Source organism: Arthrobacter sp. TJ-217 (genome assembly GCF_058269255.1).
The window spans coordinates 117,242-142,453 of sequence record NZ_JBZCNJ010000006.1 but is presented as its reverse complement, the minus strand read 5'-3'; the positions used below and the strand labels follow the sequence as shown (position 1 = coordinate 142,453).

At 69.8% G+C, this 25,212-nt stretch carries 18 protein-coding genes; 6 read left to right on the top strand and 12 right to left on the bottom strand.

What is annotated here, in order from left to right; translation table 11 throughout:
• Nucleotides 1–4: 4 nt before the first annotated feature.
• Nucleotides 5–682: a DUF5998 family protein gene (locus AC4D2R_RS12355; protein ID WP_490903584.1), complete on the bottom strand. Its 678-nt coding sequence runs from the start codon at nt 680–682 to the stop codon at nt 5–7.
• 55 nt (nt 683–737) lie between these two features.
• Nucleotides 738–3,503: a bifunctional acetate--CoA ligase family protein/GNAT family N-acetyltransferase gene (locus AC4D2R_RS12350; RefSeq protein WP_490940237.1), complete on the bottom strand. Its 2,766-nt coding sequence runs from the start codon at nt 3,501–3,503 to the stop codon at nt 738–740.
• A gap of 97 nt (nt 3,504–3,600) precedes the next feature.
• On the opposite strand from AC4D2R_RS12350, the gene AC4D2R_RS12345 reads away from it, so the two are divergent.
• A complete protein-coding gene (locus tag AC4D2R_RS12345) occupies nt 3,601–6,105 on the top strand; it encodes a DNA gyrase/topoisomerase IV subunit A (RefSeq protein ID WP_490940236.1) in 2,505 nt (834 codons plus the stop codon).
• Nucleotides 6,106–6,243: 138 nt separating this feature from the next.
• Here AC4D2R_RS12345 and AC4D2R_RS12340 read toward each other — a convergent pair whose 3' ends face one another.
• The 4 genes from AC4D2R_RS12340 to AC4D2R_RS12325 form a co-directional block, all read right to left on the bottom strand.
• Nucleotides 6,244–7,227, bottom strand: a complete 984-nt coding sequence (locus tag AC4D2R_RS12340; RefSeq protein ID WP_490940235.1) for a GNAT family N-acetyltransferase — start codon at nt 7,225–7,227, stop codon at nt 6,244–6,246.
• Nucleotides 7,214–10,801: a thiol reductant ABC exporter subunit CydC gene (gene cydC / locus AC4D2R_RS12335; RefSeq protein ID WP_490940234.1), complete on the bottom strand. Its 3,588-nt coding sequence runs from the start codon at nt 10,799–10,801 to the stop codon at nt 7,214–7,216. Before cydC ends, AC4D2R_RS12340 begins: the two co-directional genes overlap by 14 nt.
• An 86-nt stretch (nt 10,802–10,887) precedes the next feature.
• Nucleotides 10,888–11,910 carry a cytochrome d ubiquinol oxidase subunit II gene (gene cydB / locus AC4D2R_RS12330; protein ID WP_490940233.1) on the bottom strand — a complete coding sequence of 341 codons (1,023 nt, stop codon included), beginning with the start codon at nt 11,908–11,910 and terminating at the stop codon, nt 10,888–10,890.
• Between the two features lie 41 nt (nt 11,911–11,951).
• Nucleotides 11,952–13,538: a cytochrome ubiquinol oxidase subunit I gene (locus AC4D2R_RS12325; protein WP_490940232.1), complete on the bottom strand. Its 1,587-nt coding sequence runs from the start codon at nt 13,536–13,538 to the stop codon at nt 11,952–11,954.
• A 217-nt stretch (nt 13,539–13,755) separates the two neighbouring features.
• On the opposite strand from AC4D2R_RS12325, the gene AC4D2R_RS12320 reads away from it, so the two are divergent.
• Together AC4D2R_RS12320 and AC4D2R_RS12315 are read left to right on the top strand one after the other, a co-directional pair.
• Nucleotides 13,756–14,124: a BlaI/MecI/CopY family transcriptional regulator gene (locus tag AC4D2R_RS12320; RefSeq protein ID WP_490940231.1), complete on the top strand. Its 369-nt coding sequence runs from the start codon at nt 13,756–13,758 to the stop codon at nt 14,122–14,124.
• A 6-nt stretch (nt 14,125–14,130) separates the two neighbouring features.
• Nucleotides 14,131–15,114, top strand: a complete 984-nt coding sequence (locus AC4D2R_RS12315; RefSeq protein WP_490940230.1) for a M56 family metallopeptidase — start codon at nt 14,131–14,133, stop codon at nt 15,112–15,114.
• 29 nt (nt 15,115–15,143) lie between these two features.
• Here the strand turns inward: AC4D2R_RS12315 and AC4D2R_RS12310 are convergent, their stop codons facing one another.
• A complete protein-coding gene (locus AC4D2R_RS12310) occupies nt 15,144–17,252 on the bottom strand; it encodes a DNA gyrase/topoisomerase IV subunit B (protein ID WP_490940229.1) in 2,109 nt (702 codons plus the stop codon).
• Between the two features lie 177 nt (nt 17,253–17,429).
• Between AC4D2R_RS12310 and AC4D2R_RS12305 the strand changes: the two genes are divergently transcribed.
• On the top strand, nt 17,430–17,792 hold the full coding sequence (locus AC4D2R_RS12305) for a DUF1622 domain-containing protein (protein WP_490903594.1): 363 nt from the start codon (nt 17,430–17,432) through the stop codon (nt 17,790–17,792).
• A gap of 121 nt (nt 17,793–17,913) precedes the next feature.
• Nucleotides 17,914–18,135, top strand: coding sequence for a DUF7455 domain-containing protein (locus AC4D2R_RS12300; RefSeq protein ID WP_490903595.1), 222 nt, complete (start codon nt 17,914–17,916; stop codon nt 18,133–18,135).
• 162 nt (nt 18,136–18,297) lie between these two features.
• Here the strand turns inward: AC4D2R_RS12300 and AC4D2R_RS12295 are convergent, their stop codons facing one another.
• On the bottom strand, nt 18,298–19,488 hold the full coding sequence (locus AC4D2R_RS12295; protein WP_490903702.1) for an RNA polymerase sigma factor: 1,191 nt from the start codon (nt 19,486–19,488) through the stop codon (nt 18,298–18,300).
• Nucleotides 19,489–19,781: 293 nt separating this feature from the next.
• Nucleotides 19,782–21,134 (bottom strand): DUF4192 domain-containing protein, encoded by a 1,353-nt coding sequence (locus AC4D2R_RS12290; RefSeq protein WP_490940228.1) that lies wholly within the window; start codon nt 21,132–21,134, stop codon nt 19,782–19,784.
• Between the two features lie 144 nt (nt 21,135–21,278).
• Between AC4D2R_RS12290 and AC4D2R_RS12285 the strand changes: the two genes are divergently transcribed.
• On the top strand, nt 21,279–22,616 hold the full coding sequence (locus tag AC4D2R_RS12285) for an MFS transporter (RefSeq protein WP_490940227.1): 1,338 nt from the start codon (nt 21,279–21,281) through the stop codon (nt 22,614–22,616).
• A 12-nt stretch (nt 22,617–22,628) separates the two neighbouring features.
• Here the strand turns inward: AC4D2R_RS12285 and AC4D2R_RS12280 are convergent, their stop codons facing one another.
• From AC4D2R_RS12280 to AC4D2R_RS12270, 3 genes are read right to left on the bottom strand one after another with little or no spacing between them, the layout of a single operon-like run.
• Complete coding sequence (locus tag AC4D2R_RS12280) at nt 22,629–23,258, bottom strand: LysE family transporter (protein WP_490940226.1); 630 nt, start codon at nt 23,256–23,258, stop codon at nt 22,629–22,631.
• Between the two features lie 4 nt (nt 23,259–23,262).
• Nucleotides 23,263–24,609 (bottom strand): MFS transporter, encoded by a 1,347-nt coding sequence (locus tag AC4D2R_RS12275; protein ID WP_490940225.1) that lies wholly within the window; start codon nt 24,607–24,609, stop codon nt 23,263–23,265.
• Between the two features lie 60 nt (nt 24,610–24,669).
• Nucleotides 24,670–25,173, bottom strand: coding sequence for a hypothetical protein (locus AC4D2R_RS12270; protein WP_490940224.1), 504 nt, complete (start codon nt 25,171–25,173; stop codon nt 24,670–24,672).
• Nucleotides 25,174–25,212: the final 39 nt, after the last annotated feature.

Genomic DNA, 25,212 nt, shown 5'->3' with positions numbered 1-25,212 from the left:
GGCCCTACCGGTCGTGGTGGGCCCGGGTGAAACGCCCGCCGAAGCCCGGCTGGCGCCGGCCCGTGCGTTCAGAGGTGAGGACGACACCTGGGGCAACCGAGCTTGCGGTGTTCACCTTGCGGAGTGCGCGGGCGAACGACTTGGCGTTCTGGACGGCCTGGACGCCGTCGGCTTCGGCGCTGACGCGCAGCACGATGTCCTCCTGGGCGATCGTGCCGGTGTACCCGTGGTCGGCGTCGCACTGGGGGTCCCCGCACGCTGCCGGTCCCATGTCGAGGCGCTGGCCGCCCGACCATGCGATGGCCAGGGTCATCTCGCGCGCCTGGTCCGACGGCTTGTAGTCCTGGGGCTGCGCGTAAAGGTAGCTCAGGACCACCGAGCGGATCTGGCTGACCGGCACCGATTCGGTGGAGATCTGCGCTGTGACCTGCTCCCCGGCGTCGTCGAGCTGCTGGTCATCGACGTGGGTGATGACGAGCATGTCCTCGGTCAGCACGAGTACGGTGATGTGGCGGTGGACCTCGGTGCGTTCGAAGTGGGTTTCGAGGTGGACAACGTGCGAGAGGGGTTCGCGGCCGTCGAGGGCGTCGTGGACGACGTCCGCCACGAGGCGCGGGTAGAAGCCCGCGCGCTCAAGTGAGGCGTCAAGGTCACGGCGCTGCGGGGAAAGCGAGAGGGTCATTAGTCCAGTTTCCCCTACCCGCCCGCGCTCTGCCTAACCCGCGGTCCTGTCCGGCCTAGTCGCGCATCGCACGCCGGGCGCTGTCGGTGCGCTGGCGGGGATTGCCCACTTCGATGCGGGCGCTGAGGATTGACAGCCCCGCGGTTGAGACAAGAACCGGGTTGAATTCGAGAAGGGCGATCTCCGGGTGCCGGTCCTTGAGCAGCGCCACCCGGGCCACGAGGTCCTCAATGGCCGCAACGTCCGCGGGAGGGAGACCCTGGTAGCCGAAGAGCTTGATCGAGGCCTTCGGCGAGCGCACGAGGTCCGCCACGTTGACTGTGCTCAGCGGCGGCACGCCGTGCCCCCAGTCGTCGAGGACGTTCACCGCGTCGCCGGCCAGGCCGAAGGAGAGCACCGGGCCCAGCAGCGGGTCCTCGATCGCCCGCAGGGTGCACGCCTGCCCCGAGGGTGCCATTGACTGAACTTCCATGCCGAAGCTGCCGAAGGGGGCAAGCGCCTTCTCCATCTGCAGGATGTTCCGGCGCAGCGACTCCGCGTTGTCGATGCTCAGCCGCACTCCACCCAGGTCGAGGCGGTGCCGGAGGTGCTCGTCCATCGTCTTGAGCGCCACCGGCCACCCGAGGCGCTCGGCCGCGGCGACGGCGTCGTCGGCGGAGGCGAAGCTTTCCGAGGGCAGCAGGTCGATGCCGTAGGTGGCCAGCAGGGCAGCGCTCTCCGGGCCGGTGAGCCGGGTGAGGCCGACGCCGGTGACCCGGGTGAGGATGGCCTCGAGCTGGGCGTCGGCGGCGTCGGCGGCGGTGCCGGGCACATCGGTGAACTCGCCGTGGTCGCGGGAGCGCCAGGCGGTGTAGCCGACCACCGCGCCGAGGGCCGACACGGCAGCACCCGGGCTGGCGAAGCACGGCACGCCGCGCTGCAGGTCGGTGCCGGCGCGGGCGTCGTCGGCGGTTCCGGGCCCGTCGCCCTGGCGCCGGCCGTTGGAGGTGGCCTCCGCCCCTGCCTGCGGCTGGGCGGCAACGAGCCCGTCGAGCTGCAGTGCCGGGTCGAGGATTCCGGTGAACGATGCAACAACCGGCTTGCCGGAGGCCTCCCCGCGGGCCTGAAGCCGCGCCGCTACTGCCTCGGCCGTGAGCCCGCGCGCCGGGAGGGTGGCGAGGATGAGCGAGTGGACCGACTCGTCGGCCAGGGCCGCTGTGAGGGCCGCCTCGAGGGCGGGAAGGGCAACCGACTGCCCGGCGTCGAGGTCGAGGTCCGCGACGACGGCTGCAACGGTCATGGCGTGGGCGGCAACCGCGTCGGCGACGACCTTGCCGAGTGCCGAGGAGTTGCTGAACACCGCGACCCCGGGGCCGGCCGGCAGCGGCTGCGAGGCGACGATCTGCGCGACGTCCATGAGCTGTTCGGTTGTCTCGACCTGGATCACCCCGGACTGGCGGAGCATCGCGTCGAGCGCCCCGGCCGGGGCCTGGGTGACGCGCACGGCATGCCCTGGGGGAAGCTGCATTCCGGTGGTCCCGGACTTCGCGACGATCACCGGTTTGGTCTGGGCGAGGCGGCGCGCGATCCGGGAGAACTTGCGCGGGTTGCCGATCGATTCGAGATAGAGGCCGACGGCGCTGGTCGCGGCGTCGTCTTCCCAGTACTGCATCGCATCGTTGCCGGACACGTCGGCCCGGTTGCCGGCGGAGATGATCGACGAAACACCGAGCCCGCGCCGGCTGGCCGCCGAGTAGAGGAGCACCCCGAGGCCGGCGGACTGGCTGAACAGGGCGAGGCTGCCGCGCCGGGGCAGCGCGGGCGCCATCGACGCGTTGAGGCGTACCGCAGGGTCCGTGTTGACGAGCCCCAGCGAGGCCGGCCCCACAACCCGCATGCCGTGGGCCCGGGCAGTGTGGACGAGCCCGCGCTGGCGGGCGAGGCCCTGTTCGGTGTCCTCCGCGTAGCCGCCCGTCGCGACGAGCAGGCCCCGGACGCCGGCTGCGGCGCACTCCCCCACCACCTTGTCCACCTGGTCGTACGGGACGGCGATGATCGCCAGGTCCACCGGTCCGGGAATCTCCGCCAGGGAGGCGTGCGACACCATGCCCTGAAGCTCGAAGGCCTCCGGGTTCACCGCGTAGACCGTCCCGGTGAACCGGCCCTCAACGAGGTGTTCGAGCAGGGAGTACCCGACGGTCCCCCATTTCCTGCTGGCGCCGATCACCGCAACGGAGGACGGCGTCATCAGTTTCGCGACGCTGCGCGCCTCGGCCCGGTGTTCGCGCGCCTCCATGACGGCCTGGGACTTGCGGGTGGGGTCGATGTCGAAATTGAGCATGACCACGCCGTCGTCGAAGTGGCGCTTCACCTCGTAGCCGGCGTCGGCGAAGACGCTGATCATCTTCCGGTTTTCGGGAAGGACCTCGGCGGAGAAGCGCCGGATCCCGTTTTCGCGGGCGGCCGTGGCGAGGTGCTCAAGGAGGATCGAGCCGACGCCGCGGCCCTGGTAGGAGTCCGACACGTTGAACGCGACCTCGGCCTCGGTCGGGTCGTCGAGCCGGTCGTAGCGGCCGATCCCGATGATGTCGGCTCCGCGGGTGATCACGAACGCCACGCGGTCGTGGTGGTCGACCTCGGTGAAGCGCTTGAGCTCCTTTTCGCTGAGCTTTGCCTTGTAGGTGAAGAACCGCAGGTAGATCGAGTTCTCGGACTGGCGCCCGTGGAATGCCTGGACGGCGTCGGCGTCGGAGGGGGCAATCGGGCGCAGGTGCCCCGTTCCGCCGTCCCGCAGGACGACATCAGCCTCCCAATATTCGGGGTAATGTCCGTCTGCCACCATAGACTCAGCGTAGTGGGCATCCTCCGCAACCGTCAGTAGAGCGGACCTGCCCATGCGAGAAACAGCCCCAGATCCAAGTTGAGGAACCACCACCGCCATGGCCAAGCGCCAAAATTCAGCCCCGCCCGCAGACTTCACCGAGAACATCATCGACATCGATGTTGAATCCGAAATGCAGGACTCGTTCCTCGAGTACGCCTATTCGGTGATCTACTCGCGTGCGCTCCCCGATGCGCGCGACGGCCTGAAGCCGGTGCAGCGGCGCATCCTGTACATGATGACCGACATGGGGCTGCGCCCCGACCGCGGGCATGTAAAGTCGGCCCGCGTTGTCGGCGAAGTGATGGGCAAGCTGCACCCGCACGGCGACGCGGCCATCTACGACGCGATGGTCCGCATGGCCCAGGACTTCTCGCTGCGCCTGCCGCTGATCGACGGACACGGAAACTTCGGATCGCTCGACGACGGCCCCGCAGCCCCCCGGTACACCGAGGCGCGGCTCGCCGCCCCGGCGCTGAGCCTGACCGACCACCTCGACGAAGACGTCGTCGACTTCGTCCCCAACTATGACAACCAGCTGATGCAGCCCGAGGTGCTCCCCGCGGCGTTCCCGAACCTCCTGGTCAACGGGGCGAGCGGCATCGCCGTCGGCATGGCCACCAACATGGCCCCGCACAACCTCGGCGAGGTGATCGCCGCCGCGCGCCACCTCATCGCGAACCCCGACGCCGGGCTCGATGACATCATGCGCTTCATTCCCGGACCCGACCTGCCCAGCGGCGGCAAGATCGTGGGCCTCACCGGGGTCCGCGACGCCTACGAGACCGGCCGCGGCTCCTTCAAGACCCGCGCCAAGGTTGAGGTTGAACAGCTCTCCGCGCGCCGCACCGGGCTCGTCGTCACCGAGCTGCCCTACACGGTGGGCCCCGAGAAGGTCATCGAGCGCATCAAGGACGCCGTCAACGCCAAGAAGCTCCAGGGCATCTCCGACATCGTCGACCTCACCGACCGGATGCACGGCCTGCGCCTCGTGATCGAGCTGAAGAACGGGTTCAACCCCAACGCCGTCCTCGCCCAGCTCTACCGGCACACGCCCATGGAGGATTCCTTCGGGATCAACAACGTGGCCCTTGTCGACGGCCAGCCGCGCACCCTGGGCCTGCTCGAGCTCCTCCACGTCTACATCAACCACCGCATCCTCGTTGTGCGCCGCCGCACCGCCTACCGGCTCGGGCGCAAGAAGGACCGCCTCCACCTCGTGGAGGGACTGCTGATCGCCATTGTCGACATCGACGAGGTCATCCAGATCATCCGCTCCTCCGACGAGGCGGCCGCTGCCCGGGAGCGGCTCATGTCGATCTACGACCTCTCCGAGATCCAGGCGAACTACATCCTCGAGCTGCGCCTGCGCCAGCTGACCAAGTACTCGCGCATCGAGCTTGAGAAGGAGCAGGACCAGCTCCGGCGGGAGATCGAGGAGCTGGAGCGCATCCTCGGCTCCGAGGAACTGCTGCGGGCACTGGTTTCCGATGAGCTCGCAGTGATTTCCGCCGAGTTCGCCACTCCCCGGCGCACGGTGCTCCTCGAATCGGAGGCCGCGGCCCCGCTGAAGGGCTCGGCGCTGCCCGAGGCCGCCGGCCGGGGCGCCAAGGCGGTCCTTCCCCTTGAGATCGCCGACGACCCGTGCTGGGTGGTCCTTTCGACATCGGGCCAGCTCGCCCGCACCGGGGACCGCGAACCGCTCGGGGAGGGACAACGGATCCGGCATGACGCCTTCCGGTCGATCATCGCCACAACCGCCCGCGCCGAGATCGCCGCGGTGACCTCCGCCGGCCGGATGATCCGGCTGCAGGTGATGGACATGCCGTCCCTGCCGCCCACGGCCGGGGTTCCCAACCTGGCCGGCGGGGTGCCTGCCCGCGAGTTCATCACGCTCGAACGCGGCGAGACCCTGGTCGGCCTTGCCCCGCTCAACACCGTGCTGGCCCTTGGCACCGCCCAGGGCGTGGTCAAGCGGGTCTCCCCCGACTATCCGCTCAACCGGGACGACTGGGAGGTCATCTCGCTCAAGCCGAAGGACTCCGTGGTCGGCATCGCCCCCGCCGGGGACGACGACCAGCTGGTCTTCATCACCCGCCAGGCGCAGCTGCTGCGCTTCGCCGGTTCGGCTGTCCGCCCGCAGGGGCGCACCGCCGGAGGGATGAGCGGCATCAAGCTTGCAGTGGGCGACACCGTAGTGTTCTTCGGAGCGGTGGGCGCCGACGACCCCGCCGCCGTCGTCGTGACCCTCGCGACCTCCAGCGACGCGCTGCCCGGCACCTCGCACGGTTCCGTGAAGGTCACCGAGTTCACCGAGTACCCGGCCAAGGGCCGTGCCACCGCCGGGGTGCGGGCGCACCGGTTCCTGCGCGGCGAGGACGCGCTTGCGCTTGCCTGGGCGGGCCACGGTCCGGCGAAGGCGGCAACGGCCAACGGCGTTGCACGCGCCCTGCCGACCGAGCACGGCCGCCGCGACGGCTCGGGCATCGCGCTCACCCAGCAGATCGAGGCCGTCGGCCCCGGCCTGGCCTGGCCGGCGGAGGACGGCGTGCCCTCGGCCTAGCCGCAGCCGATCACGCCCTTCGCACCGCAAAGTGACGAACGCACCCGGATTTCCGGGTGCGTTCGTCGTTTCCGGGTGCGCCAGTCATTCCGAGGTGCGCCGGACACCGGCGCGGGGCTCGCGGTCGTCCGGCGCGGGTCAGGTCACCGTGAGGTCGAACACCAGCGAGCGCTGCGTGGGAACGTAGCCCATCCGCTCATACAGGCCGAGGGCGCCCGAGGGGTTCTCCGTGTCAACGCCCAGGCCGGCGCTGTCCATGCCTCCGTCACGGAAACGCTTCATTGCCTCCGCCAGCAGCGCCGGGGCAAGGCCGCGGCCCCGCCAGGCGCGGCGCACCCCCAGCAGGTCCGTGTAGCCCTCGGCGCGGCCGAGCAGTTCAACCGAGCCGGGGTCATAACTGGCCATCTGGTAGGCGGCCACCGCCCCGGTCTGCTGCTCCACGAGGGCCAGGCTCCAGTCGGCCCGGAACTCGGGGTGGGCGGTGACGAAGCCCCATGCCTCCTCGTCGCGCGGTTCGCTGCCCCAGTGGTCCCCGAAGGCGTCGTTGTGCGCGAGCCTCACCTCCTCCGAAATGGCCTCGTTGAAGGTCACGAGGTCCAGCTCCGCAGGAAAGGGAAGCTCCGGGATCGGTTCGGTGAGGGGGCGGGTCATCTCGGTGAAGTACCTGACGACGGTGCTCCCCGTGAGTTTAAGCAGCGCCACGTGCGAGGGGTTGCTCTCCTCCACGTAGGTCCGCAGGACCCCGCCCGCCACGCCTGCGCCGGCGAGGCGCTCCTGCGCGCGGCGCTGCTGCCAGGCGAAAACGGCGCGTCCAATGCCGCGCCGCCGCCACGCGGGATCCACCCCGCCGGCGCTGTGGGTCTTGACGGAGCCGGGGTTCATGAGCACCCTTCCGAACGCGCGGACGGTGCCCTCAGGGTCGACGCCGAGGATTGTGTCTTTGCGCGGATCGTTCTTCGAGGACGCCAGGGCCTGCTCCAGGTCGACGCGCTCTTCGATCCAGTCGGGCTTGTCCTCGGCCGCCATCCGGAGGATCAGACCATGCCACTGGTCGATGTCCTCCGCCGTGATGGGACGCCAGGAGAGGGAGTCGGGCAGGGCGGAAGTCTCAGACGCGCTCATACGCCCAGCGTAGGTCACCCCCGTGGGAGTGAACATCCCCGCCGGTCTCGCCTCCGATCCGCACCTCCTCCTCGCACAGGGCGGCCTCACGGACGTCGTGGGTCACGAGCAGCACTGCCTTATCGGTCAGTCCCAGCCGCAGGTCGTGCAGGAGCGCGCGGGCGCCGGCCGAATCGAGGTGCGCGGTGGGCTCATCGAGCAGCAGGACGTCGGCGTCGGTCAGCAGTGCCCGGGCGACGGCGAGCCGCTGCCGCTGTCCACCGCTGAGCCGGCTGCCGCCCGCTCCCACCCGCGCGTCGAGGCCGTCCTCGAGCTGGTCAAGGAAGGACCCGAGGCCCACGGCGTGCAGCACCCGCACGAGTTCGGCTTCGGGGATCGGTGAGCCGTCGTTCCGTGCGAGCTGCAGGTTGGCCCGGATGGTTGAGTTGAAGAGATGGCTCTCCTGGGGGCACCACGCGATCCTGCGCAGCACCGGATCCCCTCCGGCCACCGTCCTGCCGTTCACCAGGAGGCTTCCGGAGGCCAGCGGCAGGAACCCGAGCATGGCTCCGATCAGGGTCGACTTGCCGCTGCCCGAAGGGCCCGTGAGGGCGGTCCAGCGGCCCGGCGTCAGGGAGAGCGAGACCCCCGACACGACCGGACGGTCCGGTCCGTAGCCGACCGCCGCGTCCTGCAGTGCGAGGGAACGGATGGGTCCGGTGCCGGTGCGGCCGCCGGGACCAGGCTGCCCCTCCCGCGCGGAGTGGGCTTCTCCCGATCGAATCTTCCCCTCGGGATGCCGCGGGCTTCCGGAGCGGCCGCGGCGGGGGGCGTTCTGCCCGGCGCCCACCGTCCGGGTTTGGGAGGGCGCGGGCCCGTCCTGCCGGGCGGGGCGCGGCGCAAGGATGGGATGGATCCGTGCGGCGACCGCCCGCAGCGGCCCCCAGTGCTGCACGGCAGCGGCCCCCGCCCCGAAGGGTTCGATCAGCGCCAACTGCATCAGGGCCACGACGGCTGCGGTATCGGCCGGCACTCCGCCGGACACCGACAGCACCCCGAGGGCGCCGGCAGAGCAGGCGAGCACGACGAGGCCCTGGCCGGTGCCGGCGGCCCAGGCCACGCGGCGCAGGCCCCGGGCGGCACCGTGATCGAGCGCCTTCCAGCGGTCCAGCGCCCTGCCCGCGGCAGCGTTCACCGCAAGGTCGGGGGCGGCGCGCAGGAGCCGCGCCGTGTGCTCCAGCGACTCTGCCCTCCGCGCCAAGTTTGCGGCACCGGCGGCCCGGTCGGCCAGAACCGCTGCTGCCGGTGCCGCAACGAGCGCCACTGCAGCGGCCGCAAGCTGCCACCCCAGCGCCTCAGGAAGCAGCAGTGCAGTGGTCAGGATGGCGGCGGCTCCGGTCAGGAGCGCCGTCAGCGGCGGAAGGACCGCACGGGGAGTCAGGTCGCGCAGTTCGTCGACGTCCCCCACCAGGGACTCGATGCCGCCGGACCCGCGCGAGACAGTGCGCCAGGACTCGGACCGGCCGAGGAGGCCCTCCCACACGCGCAGGCGCACCTCGTCAGCCCGGGCGAAGACGGCGCGGTGCAGGGCGAGGCGCTCGCAGTAGCGCAGCAGGGAGCGTCCGATGCCGAAGAACCTGACCCCCACGATGGCGGTGAGCAGGTACAGGATGGGTGGTTGCTCGCCCGCCCGCACGATCAGCCAACCGGACAGGGCCGTCAGTGCCACTGCGAAAAGGGACGCGCCGAGGCTAAGGCCTGCGGCACCGAGGAAACGCGGCTCCCACGGCCGGACCAGGCTCAGGACGGTCCGCAGACGGGCGGCGGGTCCGGGATGCACCGGGGGTTCGTTGTCCACTGCGGCGGAGGCCGGACGCCCGTCGGCCGCCGGGTCCGGACCTGCGGCGCCCATCCTGCCGGAGTCCGAAGGGCCAGCTTGTCCGGAGGCGGCAACGGCAGTGCCGGGTGTCCCTGCGGCTCCCGGCGACGCGCTGGAGGCCGAACCGCCGGCCGCGGCAGCGGGCCCGCCTAGGACGACGGCGGCGTCGGCGATTGCTGCGGTCTCCTCGTCGTGGGCGATCATCAGCACCGTGACACTCCCGCGGAGCCCGCGCAGCACCGCGCGGATGGCTTCCGTTGACGCCGCGTCGACATGGGCCGTCGGTTCATCGAGCAGCAGCAGGCCTACCCCGGGCTGGTGCCGGGTGCGCAGGAGGGCGCGTGCGACGGCGACCCTCCGCGCCTCGCCGGAGCTCAGTTCGCCGGTCCGCCGGCCGAGCAGGCCCTGCCCGCCGACCGAGGCGAGCCCGTCGGCGAGCGCGGGGTGGCCGGCGGGCAGCCCGGCGTACAGGGCGAGCTCCTGCTCCACGGTGTCCTGGAGGAATTCGGGGTGCTGCGGGACCCAGGCCACCGAACCCGGCGCCGCGCCGGAGACCGTGCCCGTGACCTCCAGCCCGGGAGGCGCGGCAGTGGTGCCGGCGAGGAGTGCCATGAGGGTGGACTTGCCGCTCCCGCTGGGGCCGGTGAGGGCAGTGCTGGTTCCCTCCCCGAGGGTGAAGCTGAGTCCCGAAAACAGTGGCGCGCCGGCACCCTTGAAGCGGGCCGTGAGGTCCCGGACCGCGACGGGCGCCGGAGCCCCGTGCTGTCCCCGGCGGGGCCGGGGTGCCTCAAGGATGGCGCGGACGCGCGCGCCGGCCTCCCTGCCGTCCTCGCTGGCGTGGTGGGCGGCCCCGACCTCGCGCAGCGGCGTGTAGCACTCGGGGGCCAGCATCAGCGCGAGCAGGGCGGTTTCGAGCCCGAGGTCGCCGTGGATCAGCCGGACACCGGCGAAGACGGCCACGACGGCCACCGAGATGGTGCTGATCAGCTCAAGGGCCAGTGAGGAAAGGAACGCCGTGCGCAGCGTGGCCATGGTGCGCGTGGAGGAACTGTCGGCGATGTCGCGCAGTGCCCGGGTCTGCTGCGCGGCCCGCCCCAGGCCCACAAGCACCGGCAGGCCCTTGGCCAGTTCGAGCAGGTGGTCCGACAGGCGTGCCAGGGCGGCCGCGGCATCCCGCGTGCGGTCCTCGGTGTGGAGCCCGATCAGGATCATGAACACCGGGACCAGGGGAACGGTCAACAGGATGATGAGGGCGCTGACCCAGTCGGCGGCGAGTATCCGCGCTCCGATCAGCAGCGGGACGACGCCGCAGGTGACGAGTGCGGGAAGGTACTGGGTATAGTACTTGTCGAGCCCGTCGAGGCCGCGGGTCAGCAGCACGCTCAGGGCCCCCGTTCCGGCGGCAACGGGAGCACCGCGCACAGTGTGCCCGCCGGTACCCGCTGCAGGGAGGGCGGCGGTGCCGCCGTCGCCGACGATGCGCTCCAGGGCGGCGTGGCGCAGCCGCTCCTTCACGCCGACAACGAGCCGCGCGGCGGTGACGTCCTGGCCCCAGGCGGCAACGGTGCGCAGCGCGACGCCGGCGGCGCCCTCGAGCAGGAGCGTTCCCGGCTCCAGCCGCCCGTCGGCGAGGGCGGCGAGCCCGGAGGCGAGGGCCTGGGCCACGAGCACCAGCCCCGCGGCCTTTGCCGCGGCGAGAGCGCCGAGCAGGTACACCGCTGGCGCCGACCCGACCGGACCGGCCGGACCTTCGGGAGGTTTCCGGCGGGGCCTTTCCGTTCCGGTCCGCACCCTCTGGGTGCTCACAGCGGGGTCACGGCGTGGGCCGCGGGGATGCTGCGCTCGGAGATCCGGCGGCGGAACACCCAGTAGGTCCAGCCCTGGTAGGCCAGGATCAGGGGCAGTCCGAAGGCTGCCACGATGCTCATGACGGTGAGCGTGTACGGGGAGGACGACGCGGTTTCGACCGTCAGGTCGAACAGCGGATCGAGGGTCGAGGGAAGCACCACGGGAAAGGCCGCGGCGAAGATCGCGCCCATCGTCAGTACCATGGCGGACCCCAGCGCCGCGAAGGCCCGGCCGTCGCGGTTCCGGCGGGCCGAGCGCAAGGAGGTGACGGCGCAGCAGGCGGCAAGGACGAGTGCGGCGGCGGTCAGCAGCGTTCCGCCCCGGACCTGCACGACGACCGCCCAGGCGAGCATCGGCAGCAGCGCAACGGGCAGCAGCCGCCGCATCACCCGCAGTGCCGTGTGCCGCACGTCGCCGTCGGTCTTCAGCGCCAGGAACGCCGCAGCGTGCACGAGGCAGAAGAGGACGACGGCGGCGGAGCCGAGCAGTGCGTAGCCGCTGAACCAGGCGAAGGGGCCGCCTTCGCGGTCGCCGTTCGCATTGATGGGAAGCCCGGTGGTGGTCAGGGCCAGCGCTGCTCCGATGCCGGCGGCGGCGGTCAGGGAGCCAAGGGCGATCGCCCAGTCCCAGCGGTTCCGCCATGCGGGGCTGTCGACCTTGCCTCGCCATTCGAAGGCGACCGCCCGGAAGATCAGGCCGAGGAGCACTGCGAGGAACGGCAGGTAAAGCGATGACAGCAGGGAGGCGTACCAGAGGGGGAACGCCGCGAACATGGCGCCGATGGCTGTGATCAGCCAGACTTCGTTGCCGTCCCAGACGGGCCCCACGGTGTTCAGCAGGACCCTGCGCTGGGAATCGGTGCGGTAGACGAGCTTCATCAGCATGCCCACGCCCAGGTCGAAGCCCTCAAGGAAGAGGTAGCCGGCCCAGAGGACGGCGATGAGGACGAACCAGATGGTGGGAAGTGCCTCGGACATGCGTTGATACCTTTTTCTGTCTCAGCCGCGAAGGACGGCTCTTAGTACGCGAAGGAGAGGACGTCGCCGTCGTCGGCGCGGTGTGCGCCGCCGTCGTCGTGGCTTTCCGGGGTGTGGGCGAGTTCGGGCATGGCCGCGGCCACCCCGCCCCGGACGTAGGTGAAGAGAAGGCGCACCTCGATTACCAGCAGCACCGCGTACACGAGCGTGAGGGCCACGAGGGAGGTGAGGAGTTCGGCAACGGTGACCCCCGGCGAGACCGCGGCGGCGGTGAACATGAAGACGCTGTCGATGCCGGCGAAGTCCGGGTTGGGTGCGACGACGAAGGGCTGGCGGCCCATTTCGGTGAAGATCCAGCCGGCGGCATTGGCGCCGAAGGGGGCGAGGATGCCGAAGACGGCGAGCCGCATGAGCCACCGCGACTGCGGGACCGTGCCCTTGCGCAGCACCCAGAAGGCGGCGGCTGCCGCCATGGCGGCGATCGCGCCGAAGCCGATCATGATGCGGAACCCCCAGTAGGTGACCTCGAGGACGGGGAGGTACTCGATCTCGGTGCCCGCGCGCTCGCCGTAGATCGGGTTGTCGGGCAGGTGCGTGCCGTACTTCTCCTGGTATTCGGGCACCAGGGTGTTCACGCCCTTGACCTCGGTGGTGAAGTCGCCGTTGGCCAGGAAGGAGAGCACCCCGGGCACCTCGATGAGTGCCACGATGTCGTCGCAGCTCTGGGAACCGAGGTTGCCGATGGAGAGCACGGAGAATCCGGTGCCGTCGTGGCAGGCGGCCTCCGCGGCGGCCATCTTGATGGGCTGCTGCTCGAACATGAGCTTGCCCTGCAGGTCGCCGGAGACGGCCGTTCCGGCGAAGGCGATCATCGCGACGACGGCGCCGAGCCGTGCCGAGCGCAGCCAGACGCGGTGGTCGGCCGCGTCCCGGGACGGGGCCGCGGGGGTGCCGGCGCCGGCCTGGACCCTGCCGTCCGCGTCGACGGTGTCGATGCCGTCGTTGCGGCGCTTCCAGAGGTGGTACCAGCTGATGCCGAGCAGGAACGCCCCGGCGACGGCCAGCGCGCCGAACACGGTGTGGGGGAAGGCCACGAGCGCGGTGTTGTTGGTCAGCACCGCCCACACGTCGCTCAGGACGGGGCGGCCGTCCACCAGGGCGTACCCGACCGGGTGCTGCATCCAGGAGTTGGCCACGAGGATGAAGTAGGCAGAGAGGACCGAGGCCAGGACAGCGGCCCACAGGGACAGCAGGTGGAGCAGCTTGGGCAGGCGCTCCCAGCCGAAGATCCAGAGGCCGAGGAAGGTGGACTCCACGAAGAAGGCGAGGAGGGCCTCCATGGCCAGGGGTGCGCCGAAGACGTCGCCGACGAACCGGCTGTACTCGCTCCAGGCAAGGCCGAACTGGAACTCCTGGACCAGCCCGGTGGCCACGCCCATGATGAAGTTGATGAGGAAGAGCTTGCCCCAGAAACGCGTCATCCGCAGGTATGCCGCGTCCCCGGTGCGGTACCAGAGGGTCTGCATCACCGCTACGAGCAGGCCGAGGCCGATGGTCAGCGGGACCATGAGGAAGTGGTAGACGGTTGTGATTCCAAACTGCCACCGGGCAATCTCCAAGGCTTCCATAGGGCCCTTTCACGTTCTCCGCGCTCCCGCGGCATCATTTCTACAGCTCGTAGAAAGCTTCTTCTACATAGCGTAGAACAATTTTCAGAGCGATTCTACGAGGTGTAGAAACGTGGGCCGAAACGCGGTATGTTATACCCATAGGCAGTCCCGGGGCTCCCCCCATAGGTGATCGGCACCGCCGACACACGACATCGGATTTCGTCAAAGGAAGATCATGGCAACACTTGGAGACCTCGAACGGACAGTGATGGACCTGCTGTGGGGAACCCCCAGAGCCATCACCGCAAATGAGCTGCGCGACGCCATTGCCCTCGTTCCCGAAGGAGCCGAAACCGGCCGGGAACTGGCGGTCACGACCGTCCTGACCGTGCTGTCCCGGCTCGAGAAAAAGGGCCTCGTTCAGCGCGAACGCGACAGCAGGCCGCACCGGTACAAGGCCGTCACCAGCCGTGCCGACCACACCGCCGAGCTGATGCACGAAGTGTTCGCCACGGCTCCCGACCGTGAAGCGGTTCTGGCCCGGTTCATCGGCAGCGTCTCGGAGGCCGAAGCGCAGACACTGCGCAAGCTGCTCGGCAGCTAGCACACCGTGTTCTGGGCGTCATACTTCTTGGCCGCCCTCGCGGTGCTTCTCGCGTGGCCGGTGCCCATCGCCCTCTCCCGTGCGGCATGGCCGGCCAGGTCGCCGTTCACCGCCATGATCCTCTGGCAGTCAATCGCCCTCGCCGGTGGCCTCTCGATGATCGGCGCGATGCTGGTGTGGGGACTCGAACCGCTTGGGGACAACCTGCTCTCCGCCGCGGGCGGGCTGTGGCTCATTCTGGCCGAGGGGCGTCCGGCTGAAACCCTCGGGATTGTGCACGTCTTCGCGCTGAGCGCGGCAACCCTGCTCGGAGCACACCTCGTGTTCACCCTCATGCTCACCTATGTGCGGATCCAGCGGCAGCGCCGGCGCCACCGGGACATGCTCGGGTTGCTGAGTTCACCGGCACACGGCAGCCCAGCCACCCTCGTGATCAACCATCCGGCCCCAGTGGCGTACTGCCTGCCCGGCGGGTCGCGCTCGGTCACGGTCCTGTCGGACGGGCTCCTCGAGCTGCTCTCCCAGGAGGAACTCGACGCCGTCCTCATCCACGAGAACGCGCACCTGCAGCAGCGCCACCACCTGCTGCTCTGGGCCTTCGCCGCGTGGCGGGCGGCGCTGCCCTGGCTGCCGACAACCCGGCTGGCACAGGCGGCCGTCACCGAGCTCATCGAAATGCTCGCGGACGACCAGGCGCTCCGCCGGGTGGATGAGGCGGCGCTGGTGCGTGCCATCGCGGTTGTCGCCTCCGGGTCCCCCGGCGCGCTGCCCGATGCGTCGGCCCCGGCCGTGGAGAACCTGCAGCCCCTGGCGCCGGCCGGGGAGGGCGCACCGGAGGACGCGGTCCACACGACCGTTCACCGCCTGCGCCGGCTGCTCACACCGCTGAAGCCGTTGTCGATCCTCCAGCGCGGGGCCGCGCTCGGCTCCGCCGGGCTCCTGCTCGTCGTGCCGCCGCTTGTGCTGATCGCCCCGGAACTGCTGGGCTGACGCAGGCGGCGGCCCTGCCGGCGCCTGTGTCAGGCGTCGATGCGCTCGCGGTCGAGCGTCGCCGCGCCGGCCACGATGAAGTCCTTGCGCGGTGCCACGTCGCTTCCCATCAGCAATTCGAAGACCCGCTCCGCAGACTCCGCCTCCTGGATGCGCACGCGGCGCAGCGTCCGGTGCCGGGGGTCCATTGTTGTCTCCGCCAGCTGGCCGGCATCCATTTCGCCAAGACCCTTGTACCGCTGGATCGGTTCCTTGAACCGCTTGCCCGACTTCTCCATGGCGGCAAGGAGCCGGTGCAGCTCCTGCTCCGAGTAGGTGTAAACCATTTCGTTCGGCTTCGAGCCGGGATTGATCACCTCGACGCGGTGCAGCGGCGGCACAGCCGCATAGACCCGTCCCGCCTCGACCAGCGGCCGCATGTACCTGAAGAACAGCGTCAGCAGCAGGGTGCGGATATGTGCGCCGTCGACGTCGGCGTCGGTCATGAGGATGACCTTCCCGTAACGCCGTGCGTCGAGCTGGAAACTGCGGCCCGACCCGGCGCCCACCACCTGGATGAGTGCCGCGCACTCGGTGTTGGAGAGCATGTCGCCCACCGAGGCCTTCTGGACATTGAGGATCTTGCCGCGGATGGGCAGCAGCGCCTGGTAGTCCGAGGACCGCGCGAGTTTCGCGGTTCCCAGGGCGCTGTCGCCCTCGACGATGAACAGTTCGGAGCGTTCGGGATCATCGATCCGGCAGTCGGCCAGCTTGCTGGGCATCGAGGAGGTCTCAAGGGCGTTCTTGCGCCGCTGGGTCTCCTTATGCACGCGCGCCGAGATACGCGACTTCATCTCGGCCACGACCTTCTCGAGCAGCTGCGCGGACTGGGTCTTGTCGCCGCGGGCCGTTGAGTTGAGCCGTGCCGTAATCTCCTTCTCCACCACCTTTGCCACGATCGCCTTCACCGCCGAGGTGCCGAGGATCTCCTTCGTCTGCCCCTCGAACTGCGGTTCGGCGAGCCGCACGGTGAGTACGGCGGTGAGGCCGGCGAAGACGTCGTCCTTCTCGATCTTGTCGTTGCCGGCCTTGAGCTTGCGCGCGTTCGCTTCGATGACCTTGCGGAAGGTCTTCAGCAGCGCCTGCTCGAACCCGCTCTGGTGGGTGCCGCCCTTGGGTGTGGCAATGATGTTCACGTAGCTGCGCATCGTCGTCTCGTACCCGATGCCCCAGCGCAGGGCGATGTCGACGTCGCAGTCGCGTTCCACTTCAGCCATGTGGCTGTGGCCCCGGTCATCGAGCACCGGCACCGACTCCTTGAACCGCCCGGAGCCCTGGATCCGCCACACGTCGGTCACTGCGGCGTCGACGGCGAGGAACTCGGCGAACTCGGAAATGCCGCCGTCGTGCTGGAAGACCTCTTCGACCGGTCCGGCCTCGCCGGGCGTGCCGGGCAGCCGCCGTTCGTCGCGCAGGGTGATCCGCAGCCCGGGCACCAGGAAGGATGTCTGGCGGGCCCGCGCCTCGAGCTCCTCGTAGGAGAACTTGGCGTCGGGGGTGAAGATCTGCCGGTCCGCCCAGTACCGGATGCGGGTGCCGGTCACGCCGCGCTTGGTTGTCCCCACGACCTCAAGGCGCGAGCTGTCGAGGAACGGCTCGAACGTCGCCGTCGGCGAGACCGACTTCCCATCGGTGAACCGGCCGGGCTCGCCGCGGCGGAAGGACATCTTGTACGTCTTGCCGCCGCGGTCGACGTAGGCATCGAGCCGGGCCGAGAGCGCGTTGACCACGCTGGCGCCGACGCCGTGGAGGCCGCCCGAGGCGGTGTAGGAACCCCCGCCGAACTTCCCGCCTGCGTGAAGCTTCGTGAAGACGACCTCGACGCCGCTGAGCCCGGTCTTCGGTTCGGCGTCGACAGGGATGCCGCGGCCGTCGTCGTGGATCTCGACGGAGCCGTCGGCGTGGAGGATCACCGTGATGCTCTGGCCGAAGCCCGCGAGTGCCTCGTCGACAGAGTTGTCGATGATCTCCCACAGGCAGTGCATGAGCCCGCGCGAGTCCGTCGAGCCGATGTACATACCGGGCCGCTTGCGGACCGCCTCAAGGCCCTCGAGGACGGAGAGGTGGCGGGCGGTGTAGTCGGAACTTAGTGGGGTCACGTTTGGGCGATCTCCTCGGCGGGTTGCGGCACTATGAGCGGGCCCGGCCGCCGAAAGCGGCCGCCGGACACCACTGACCAGCTTATTACCCGCCACCGACCACTCGGCGCAGGCTGGCCCGGCGGTGCCGCCCGGACTGTAGGGTCGAGCCACAATGCCAGCGCTGTGAGGAGAACAATGGACTTCCTTGAAACCATGGAAACCGTCGGCAAAGCCGTCGACGCTGCGGGCGTGATCGCCATTGTGATCGGAGCTACTGTCTCCACCGTGCTCGCGGCCGGGGCCCTGCTGCGCCGCCGCGCCGATACCTACGAGACCTACCGCCGCCGCCTCGGCCGGTCGATCCTACTCGGGCTCGAGCTGCTTGTGGCCGCCGACATCATCCGCACGGTTGCCGTGACACCCACCTTCGAATCCGTGGGCGTCCTTGCTCTCGTGGTACTGATCCGCACCTTCCTCAGCTTCTCGCTTGAGCTCGAGATCACAGGGCGCTGGCCCTGGCAGAAGCGAAACGAGCCCGAGACGGCGGCCAATCAGTAGCTTGCGGCCACAAAGTCAAGAAAGTGCCCGGGTACGCCGGGAGCGAAAGACCACCAACCCTGCGAAGGATCGGCAACGAATAATGGTTATATGAATACACGATCCACATGAGGAGGCATTCATGACCACTGCAGTAGCAACCCGAGAGTTAACTGCCCAGCACCGCTGCGACCGCTGCGGAGCCCAGGCCTACGTGCGCGCGGTCCTTTCGTCCTCCGGTGGAGAGCTTCTGTTCTGCGGCCATCACGCCCGCAGCGTCGAAGCCAACCTGAAGCCGCTCACCTCTGAGTGGCTCGACGAGACTGAGCGGCTCAACGAGAAGCCCGTCGTCAGCGAAGCCTGAGTCCGGATTCCACCGGCCCCCTCCGTTCGGGGCGGCCCGGGTGTAGACGGGCATTGAGAGACACAAGGAAGGCCCCCTCCGCGGAGGGGGCCTTCCTTGTGTCTATCGGCTGCCCTGTGACCGGGCGGCTGCCCTGTGACCGGGCGGCTGCGCCGATGTCTGTCAGTCGAGGTAGTCGCGCAGCACCTGCGACCGCGACGGGTGGCGCAGCTTGGACATCGTCTTCGATTCGATCTGCCGGATCCGCTCGCGCGTGACTCCGTAGACCTTGCCGATTTCGTCTAAAGTCTTCGGCTGGCCGTCGGTGAGGCCGAAGCGCATGGCGACGACGCCTGCCTCGCGCTCGGAGAGCGTGTCGAGCACCGAGTGGAGCTGCTCCTGAAGCAGGGTGAAGCTGACGGCGTCGGCGGGAACCACGGCCTCGGAGTCCTCGATGAGGTCGCCGAACTCGGAGTCGCCGTCCTCGCCCAGGGGCGTGTGAAGTGAGATCGGTTCCCGGCCGTACTTCTGGACCTCGACGACCTTTTCGGGGGTCATGTCGAGCTCGAGGGCCAGCTCTTCCGGGGTGGGCTCCCGGCCCAGGTCCTGGAGCATCTGGCGCTGCACGCGTGCGAGCTTGTTGATGACCTCGACCATGTGGACCGGGATGCGGATGGTGCGCGCCTGGTCGGCCATGGCGCGGGTGATCGCCTGCCGGATCCACCAGGTGGCGTACGTGGAGAACTTGAAGCCCTTGGTGTAGTCGAATTTCTCGACCGCGCGGATCAGGCCCAGGTTCCCTTCCTGGATCAGGTCAAGGAAGAGCATGCCCCGTCCCGTGTAGCGCTTGGCCAGGGAGACGACGAGGCGCAGGTTCGCCTCGAGGAGGTGGTTCTTGGCACGCTTTCCGTCGTGGATGACCCATTCGAGTTCGCGGCGCAGCTTCGGATCCATGTCCGGGTCGGCGGCGATCTTCTCTTCGGCGAACAGCCCGGCCTCGATGCGCAGGGCGAGGTCGACTTCCTGCTCGGCGTTGAGCAGTGCAACCTTGCCGATCTGCTTGAGGTAGTCCTTGACGGGGTCGGCGGTGGCTCCGGCCGAGACGACCTGCTGGGCGGGGGCGTCGTCGTCGTCAGCGTCGGAATAGACGAATCCGGTGGTGGTGCCCGTTTCCGCCTCGGCGGCCTCGGTCTTTACTTCCTCGATGTCCAGGTCCGCCGGTGCGTCGGGGATCTCAGGAATCTCATCGACTGCGTCGACAGGGCTGGTGGCGTCGGGTGAAGCCTTCACCGGCGTTTTGGCTGCGGCAGCCTTGGGGGCGGCCTTCTTGGGAGCGGCCGCCCTGCGCTTTGTTGTGGTGGGGCCAGCTTCCAGTGAAACTGGCGCTGCTGTCTTCTTGACCGACACAGAGAACCTTTCAGACGCGGTGTGCGGTGCCGTCAAGGGGACAACACCACTATGACCCTGTCAAGTCCGTGCTCGATTTCAGACGGAAACCGGGGACTGGAGTCCTTAGAAAGGACTCGTTCCTCGGACTGCGCTGTTCCCGGTACCTGCGCTTCACGCCACAGACATCGGAGCCAACACGGCTCCATTTGATGCACGGACCCCACCGGGTCTCGTTTAGATTGTCTCACGCTTTGGCGGTGCACGTGAATTGCCCCCGCCTAGGGGCGCGGCCCGGGGTGACGTCCGCAGGCCGCATCCGGCCCCGGCCCCCACGCGGAGTGGCGGCGCCGCGCCCACAGCGGCACGCCGCCATGGAGGATGAGCTCCCGCAGGAGCCGGGCGAGCCGGTAGCCCGGCTCGGTTGCCTCGGCGTGATCAAGATAGGCGCATGCCCGCGAACACCGCCCGCGGGCGTACTCGAACCACGCCAGCATCGAGTAGGCCGCGGCACCCCCCTCCCCCGTGGAGAGCCGTCCGAGCTGGAGCAGCAGGGCCGAGGCGGCGTCGACGCGCTCCCAGCGTGGCCTGCCCTCGTAGCGTCCCGCGAGCAGTTCGGCGAAGGCACGGGCCGCCTCCTCGGACCCGTGCGGGTCGAGGGGCACCGGATCGTAGCCGCCGGACGCCGCACCCGGCCCGGGTGCCGGCTGCGGAGGCAGCGCCGGCTGCTCCGGTTCCAGCGCCCGGGGCCCTGCCGGCCCGCGTGCCGGCTGCGGAGGCACCACAGGATCCAGCCGGGTTCCTCCCGGCGAGGAATCCTGCAGCAGCGCGCAGGCGCGGGCACCCCGGACGGCGGTGTCAAACCCGAGGCCGGCGAGGACGAGCACCGAGTCCCGGACCGCCTTTGAGGTAAGGCTCGCCAGGAGGAATGCCGCGGTGTCGGGATCCAGCATGTCCGGCTCGACGGAGTCGGGCCGGGTGATGTGGTCGTCCCATGCTTTAAGGGTGGCAAGGAACTGGGGTTCGGTCTGCCAGCGCCCGGTGCAGGCGCGTGCGTAGGCGCTGACGCGGTGCCCGACTGTTTCGCGCAGGGCCGGGTCTAGGGGCGCCGAGGCAAGCGCCCGGTCGACGGCGAGCTCGGCGGTGGCGGAGACACTGCTGCCCCCGAAGATCAGTTCCACGCTGAGCGCGCTCTCCTCGATCGAGGTCACGGGGCGGCCGGGCCACGGGCAGCAGTCCGGGTCCACGCAGAAATACTCCCGCCAGTGGGTCGCCGAGACCAGCCATGCGTCTTTGAGCGGCATCCGCGCCGCTGCAAGTGCCTGCCCGAGGGCTCCGGCCATGGCCTGGCGCGGAGGGGTGGCCGGAGCGTCCCAGCCCTCGTCGGTGTAAAGGACCATCAGCGTCGCGTCGGCTCCCTCGTCGGAGCACAGGTAGGAGCAGACTCCCGCAGCGAATGCCCGGGGATCGTCGCCGGGAGGCGGCAGGTCCACACGGAGCGTCGCGCCAATGGTCCGCCCGGAGAGGGTCACCATGACCAGGCTCTCGACGGGCCCGAAGCCCAGTGCGTGGGGAATATAGGCGAGGATGTCGGCCGGAGACGTGATGCGCAGGGGCGGAGAGTCGGTTGCCATCCCTTGAGCATTCCCCGTTGACCTCCCGCCGGGGCGGCGCCGGACGGCTATGTGGAGAACCTTTGAACGGCGTTCGGGATGCGGCAGCCGGACACGGGGGCCGGTTTCGACGCTCTGCGTGTATTAGTAGTACATGAGGACGACATGAGCGGGAACCAGCCGACGTCGCGGCGCCACCAGCCGCCGTCGCGGCGCCCCGCCGAAGGAATCGACGCGGCCCTGGCAACGGCGGGCGGTGATCCCTTGCAGCGCCGGGTGGTGCGCATCCTTGCCGCCGCACAGATCCTTGGTGGGATCGGCATGGGTGCCACCCTGTCGCTCGGTGCCCTGCTTGCCTCCGAGATTTCCGGTTCAACCGCCTGGTCGGGGATGGCCGCGACAATGAGCACCCTCGGAGCCGCCCTGCTGGCTGTCCCGCTGGCACGCCTCGCCCAGGCTCGGGGACGCGGGATCTCCCTGTCCTCGGGGGCGCTGATCGCAGGTACCGGCGCTGTGCTGGCCATCGTCGCAGCGGGGCTGTCGAGCTTCCCGCTGTTGCTCCTCGCGCTGATGCTGCTCGGCGCCGGCTCGGCGACGAACCTCCAGGCGCGGTTCGCAGCAACCGATCTCGCCTCGACGGGGACCCGCGGCCGGGACCTGTCCCTCGTCGTCTGGTTCACCACGATCGGGGCGGTCCTCGGCCCGAACCTGTTCGAGCCCGGTGAAGCGCTGGGGGCCTACCTTGGACTGCCTCCGCTGTCTGGAGCCTTCGCGTTCTCCGCTGCCGCCCAGGTGGCGGCGACTGTCGTATACCGGGTGGGCCTTCGCCCGGATCCCCTGCTGACCGCGCTCCGCCTCCGTGGCCCCGTTCACGACCAGGTGTCCCGGCAGGGCGGGATTTCCATCCTGCGCAGCAACCCCCTGGCACGCTACGCGGTGGTCAGTGTGGCACTGAGCCACGCCGCAATGGTGGCGCTGATGTCGATGACCCCGGTGCACCTCCGCGACCATGGCGCCACGCTCGCCGTCGTCGGCCTGACCATCAGCCTTCACGTTGCCGGCATGTACGCCCTCTCCCCCGTGTTCGGCTGGTTGGCCGACCGCGCGGGAAGGACGGCCGGCATCCTCACGGGTCAGGTGCTGCTGCTCGGCGCACTGCTGCTGGCATGGGCCGGTGCCGATTCCGCCGCGGCCGTCACCGTCAGCCTCATCCTCCTGGGCCTGGGCTGGTCCGCCTCGGTCGTGGCCGGGTCGGCGCTGGTCGCCGAATCCGTCGAGGTGGAAAGCCGCTCGGCCCTCCAGGGCGTCTCCGACCTGTCGATGAACGTGGCGGGGGCGCTGGGCGGGGCGCTCGCCGGGCCGGTCCTGACAGTTCTCGGTTACTCCGGGCTGGGCCTCGTCGTGACGGGGCTCGTTGTGGTTGTCCTCCTGTGGACCGGGCTTCGGGCCGGCCGTGCCATGCGCGGCCGCGGGCCGGCCGGGGCTGAGCTCCCCGACGCCTGAGAACCGTGGAGGTCAGGCCCCGGCAGCGGTCTTCACTGCCAGGAGCATCACGATCGATCCCCCGACCAGTGCCGTGAGGCGCCGCCCCCTCCTGCCAAGCAGGACGCGGCGGAATGACGCCCCGGCGCCGGCGAGGAGAAGCTGCCAGCTGGCCGATGCGCCAACGACCCCGGCAAGGAACAGGCCCCGCTCGGGAACCGATTCGACGGCGCTGAAGGCCCGTCCCGCGATCAGGGCGGTGAAGTAGATGACCGTCGTCGGGTTCGTCAGGGTGAGCCCCGCAACGGCGAGGAACGCACGGGCGGCGCTCACTGAGCGTTCCCCTCCTGCGGGCTTTGCCCGCGCCGCCTGGTCGGGCCGGAACGCCGGGCGCAGCAGGATCAGTCCGACCGCCGCGAGCACCAGGGCCGAGATAACCCGCAGGGGTACCTGAACGGGTTCGATGACCGACGCCGCGGCCGCGCCGGCCAGGAGCGCCGCCGCCGCGTAGACGCCGTCGACCGCCGCCGCGCCCAGTCCCCCGCCCGCGGCCACTTTCCAGCCGCGGCGCGCCCCGAGGGACACCAGGTACACGCCCACCGCCCCGACCGGAACGGCGATCCCATAGCCTGCGGCTGCGCCCGCGAGGAATGCCTCGATCACCGGCCTACGTCTTGTTTCCCTCAGCGCTGCGCCGGTCCCGTTCGGCGCGCCGGCGGGCGCGTTCCCGGGCGAGCGCTTCCCGGAGCGGGGGCACGACCACGCCCTGCTCGGCCATCTGGCGGCGCACCGTACGCCGGACGATCAGTATCGCGGCCGCACCCGCACCAAGGATGACAAGCTGGAAGGCCATCGCAATCCGGAACGAGCCAAGGGCGTAGAGGTCGTTCCCGGAGAAGCCGGCGGCGTACAGGTAGTCGAGGATCAGCCCGATCCCGTACATGGCGATCAGCGAGGCGGCGAAACCGCCGATGTTCACGATGCCGGTGGCCGTGCCCATCCGCGACGACGGGTTGAAGGTGCGCGCGAAGTCGAAGGCGATCATCGACCCGGGGCCGCCCAGGGCCAGCGCCACGATGAGCAGGGCGAGCAGCCACAGCGGCGCCGTCCCTGGCATGAGCAGGACGGCAAGCCAGGCGCCTGCGATCCCTGCCGCGATGGCCAGGACCATGGTGGAACGCCGCAGGGGGTGCCGGGAGACATAGAGCCCGAGCAGAGGGCCAGACACGATGCCCACGGCGACGAACAGCGTCATGAGCGCCGACGCCGCAACCGGGTCCACCCCTTCGGCCCGCACCAGGTAGGGGTAGCCCCAGATCAGCACGAACACCGTTCCGGGGAACTGAACGGTGAAGTGGGACCACAGCCCGAGGCGGGTGCCCGGCTGGCGCCAGGCCCGTGCCAGGGAGATCCCGGTCTGGCGGAGGCCTGCAGCCGCCCGCGGTTGCCGCTGCGGGGCGTCGCGGATGAGTGCAACTGCGAGGACGACGGCGAGCGCCGACATCGCGGCGGCCGAGAGGAACGCGGTGCTCCACCCTGCGGCGCCGAGCAGTGCCGCGAACGGAACCACCGACACAACCTGGCCGAGCTGCCCGATGATGCCGGTGCACTGTGTCAGCACGGGTATCCTGCGGGGTTCGAACCAGGCGGGAAGCAGCCGCAGCACCGAGATGAAGGTCATCGCATCGCCCGCACCGACAAGGAGCCTCCCGGCAATTCCGCCGGTGATCGTCTCCGAAAAAGCGAGCTGCACCTGCCCCAAGGCCATGAGCAGCGCCCCGGCGAGGATGAGGAAACGCGGACCGACCCGGTCCACCAGCACTCCCACGGGAATCTGGAGCGCCGCGTAGACGAGCAGCTGCACCACCGTGAAGATGGAGAGCGCCGAGGCGCTGGCTGAATAGCGCTCCGTCGCTTCGAGCCCGGCGACGCCGAAACTCGTCCGCTGGGTCACGGCGATGAGGTAGGCGACCACCCCTGTCCCCCACACCAGCCATGCCCGGTATCCGCTCACCCCTCCATTATTGGTGGAGGAGCCCCCTCCTGCGCACTCCGGCCGGCGCGGCGGGTGCGATCAGGCGCTGCGCAGGCCTGAAGCATCGAGCAGGACGCCGGCCTGCCGCACGTACGGCTCGCACTGCTCGCCGTTCGGGTGCACCGCCGTCGTGCGCACCTGCGCCTCCCAGTGCTTTTGCGTGCCGTCGGAGTGGCTCACTGTTGCCTTCACAATCAGCTCGCCTTCCGGCAGTCCCTCGATGACGGCGAAGCCGGCGCTTGTGCCGTCTGGGCTCGACTCCGCCCAGCAGGTGAGGGAGTCACAGCCTTCGTTTGAGATGTACGTTCCCGGATGAAGTTCAACGTCCCCGGGCCGGCACTGGTTGTTCCAGCAGGCTTCGAGCTCAACCGCGGTTACGGTGTGGGCAGTGTCCGCGGCGACCGTCACGCTCACTCCGTCGTGGGCGCCGATCTCGGTGCACGCAAGCGGGGCCGCCCCGCCCTGCTGCCCGCATCCCGCCAGGAGGAGCGCGGCGGAAACCGCGAACCAACGAAGCGCGCGGGGAGGCACTGGCGATTTCATGCCTCAGGGTAGCGCGGCCGGCCGAGCTGCCCGCCCGGC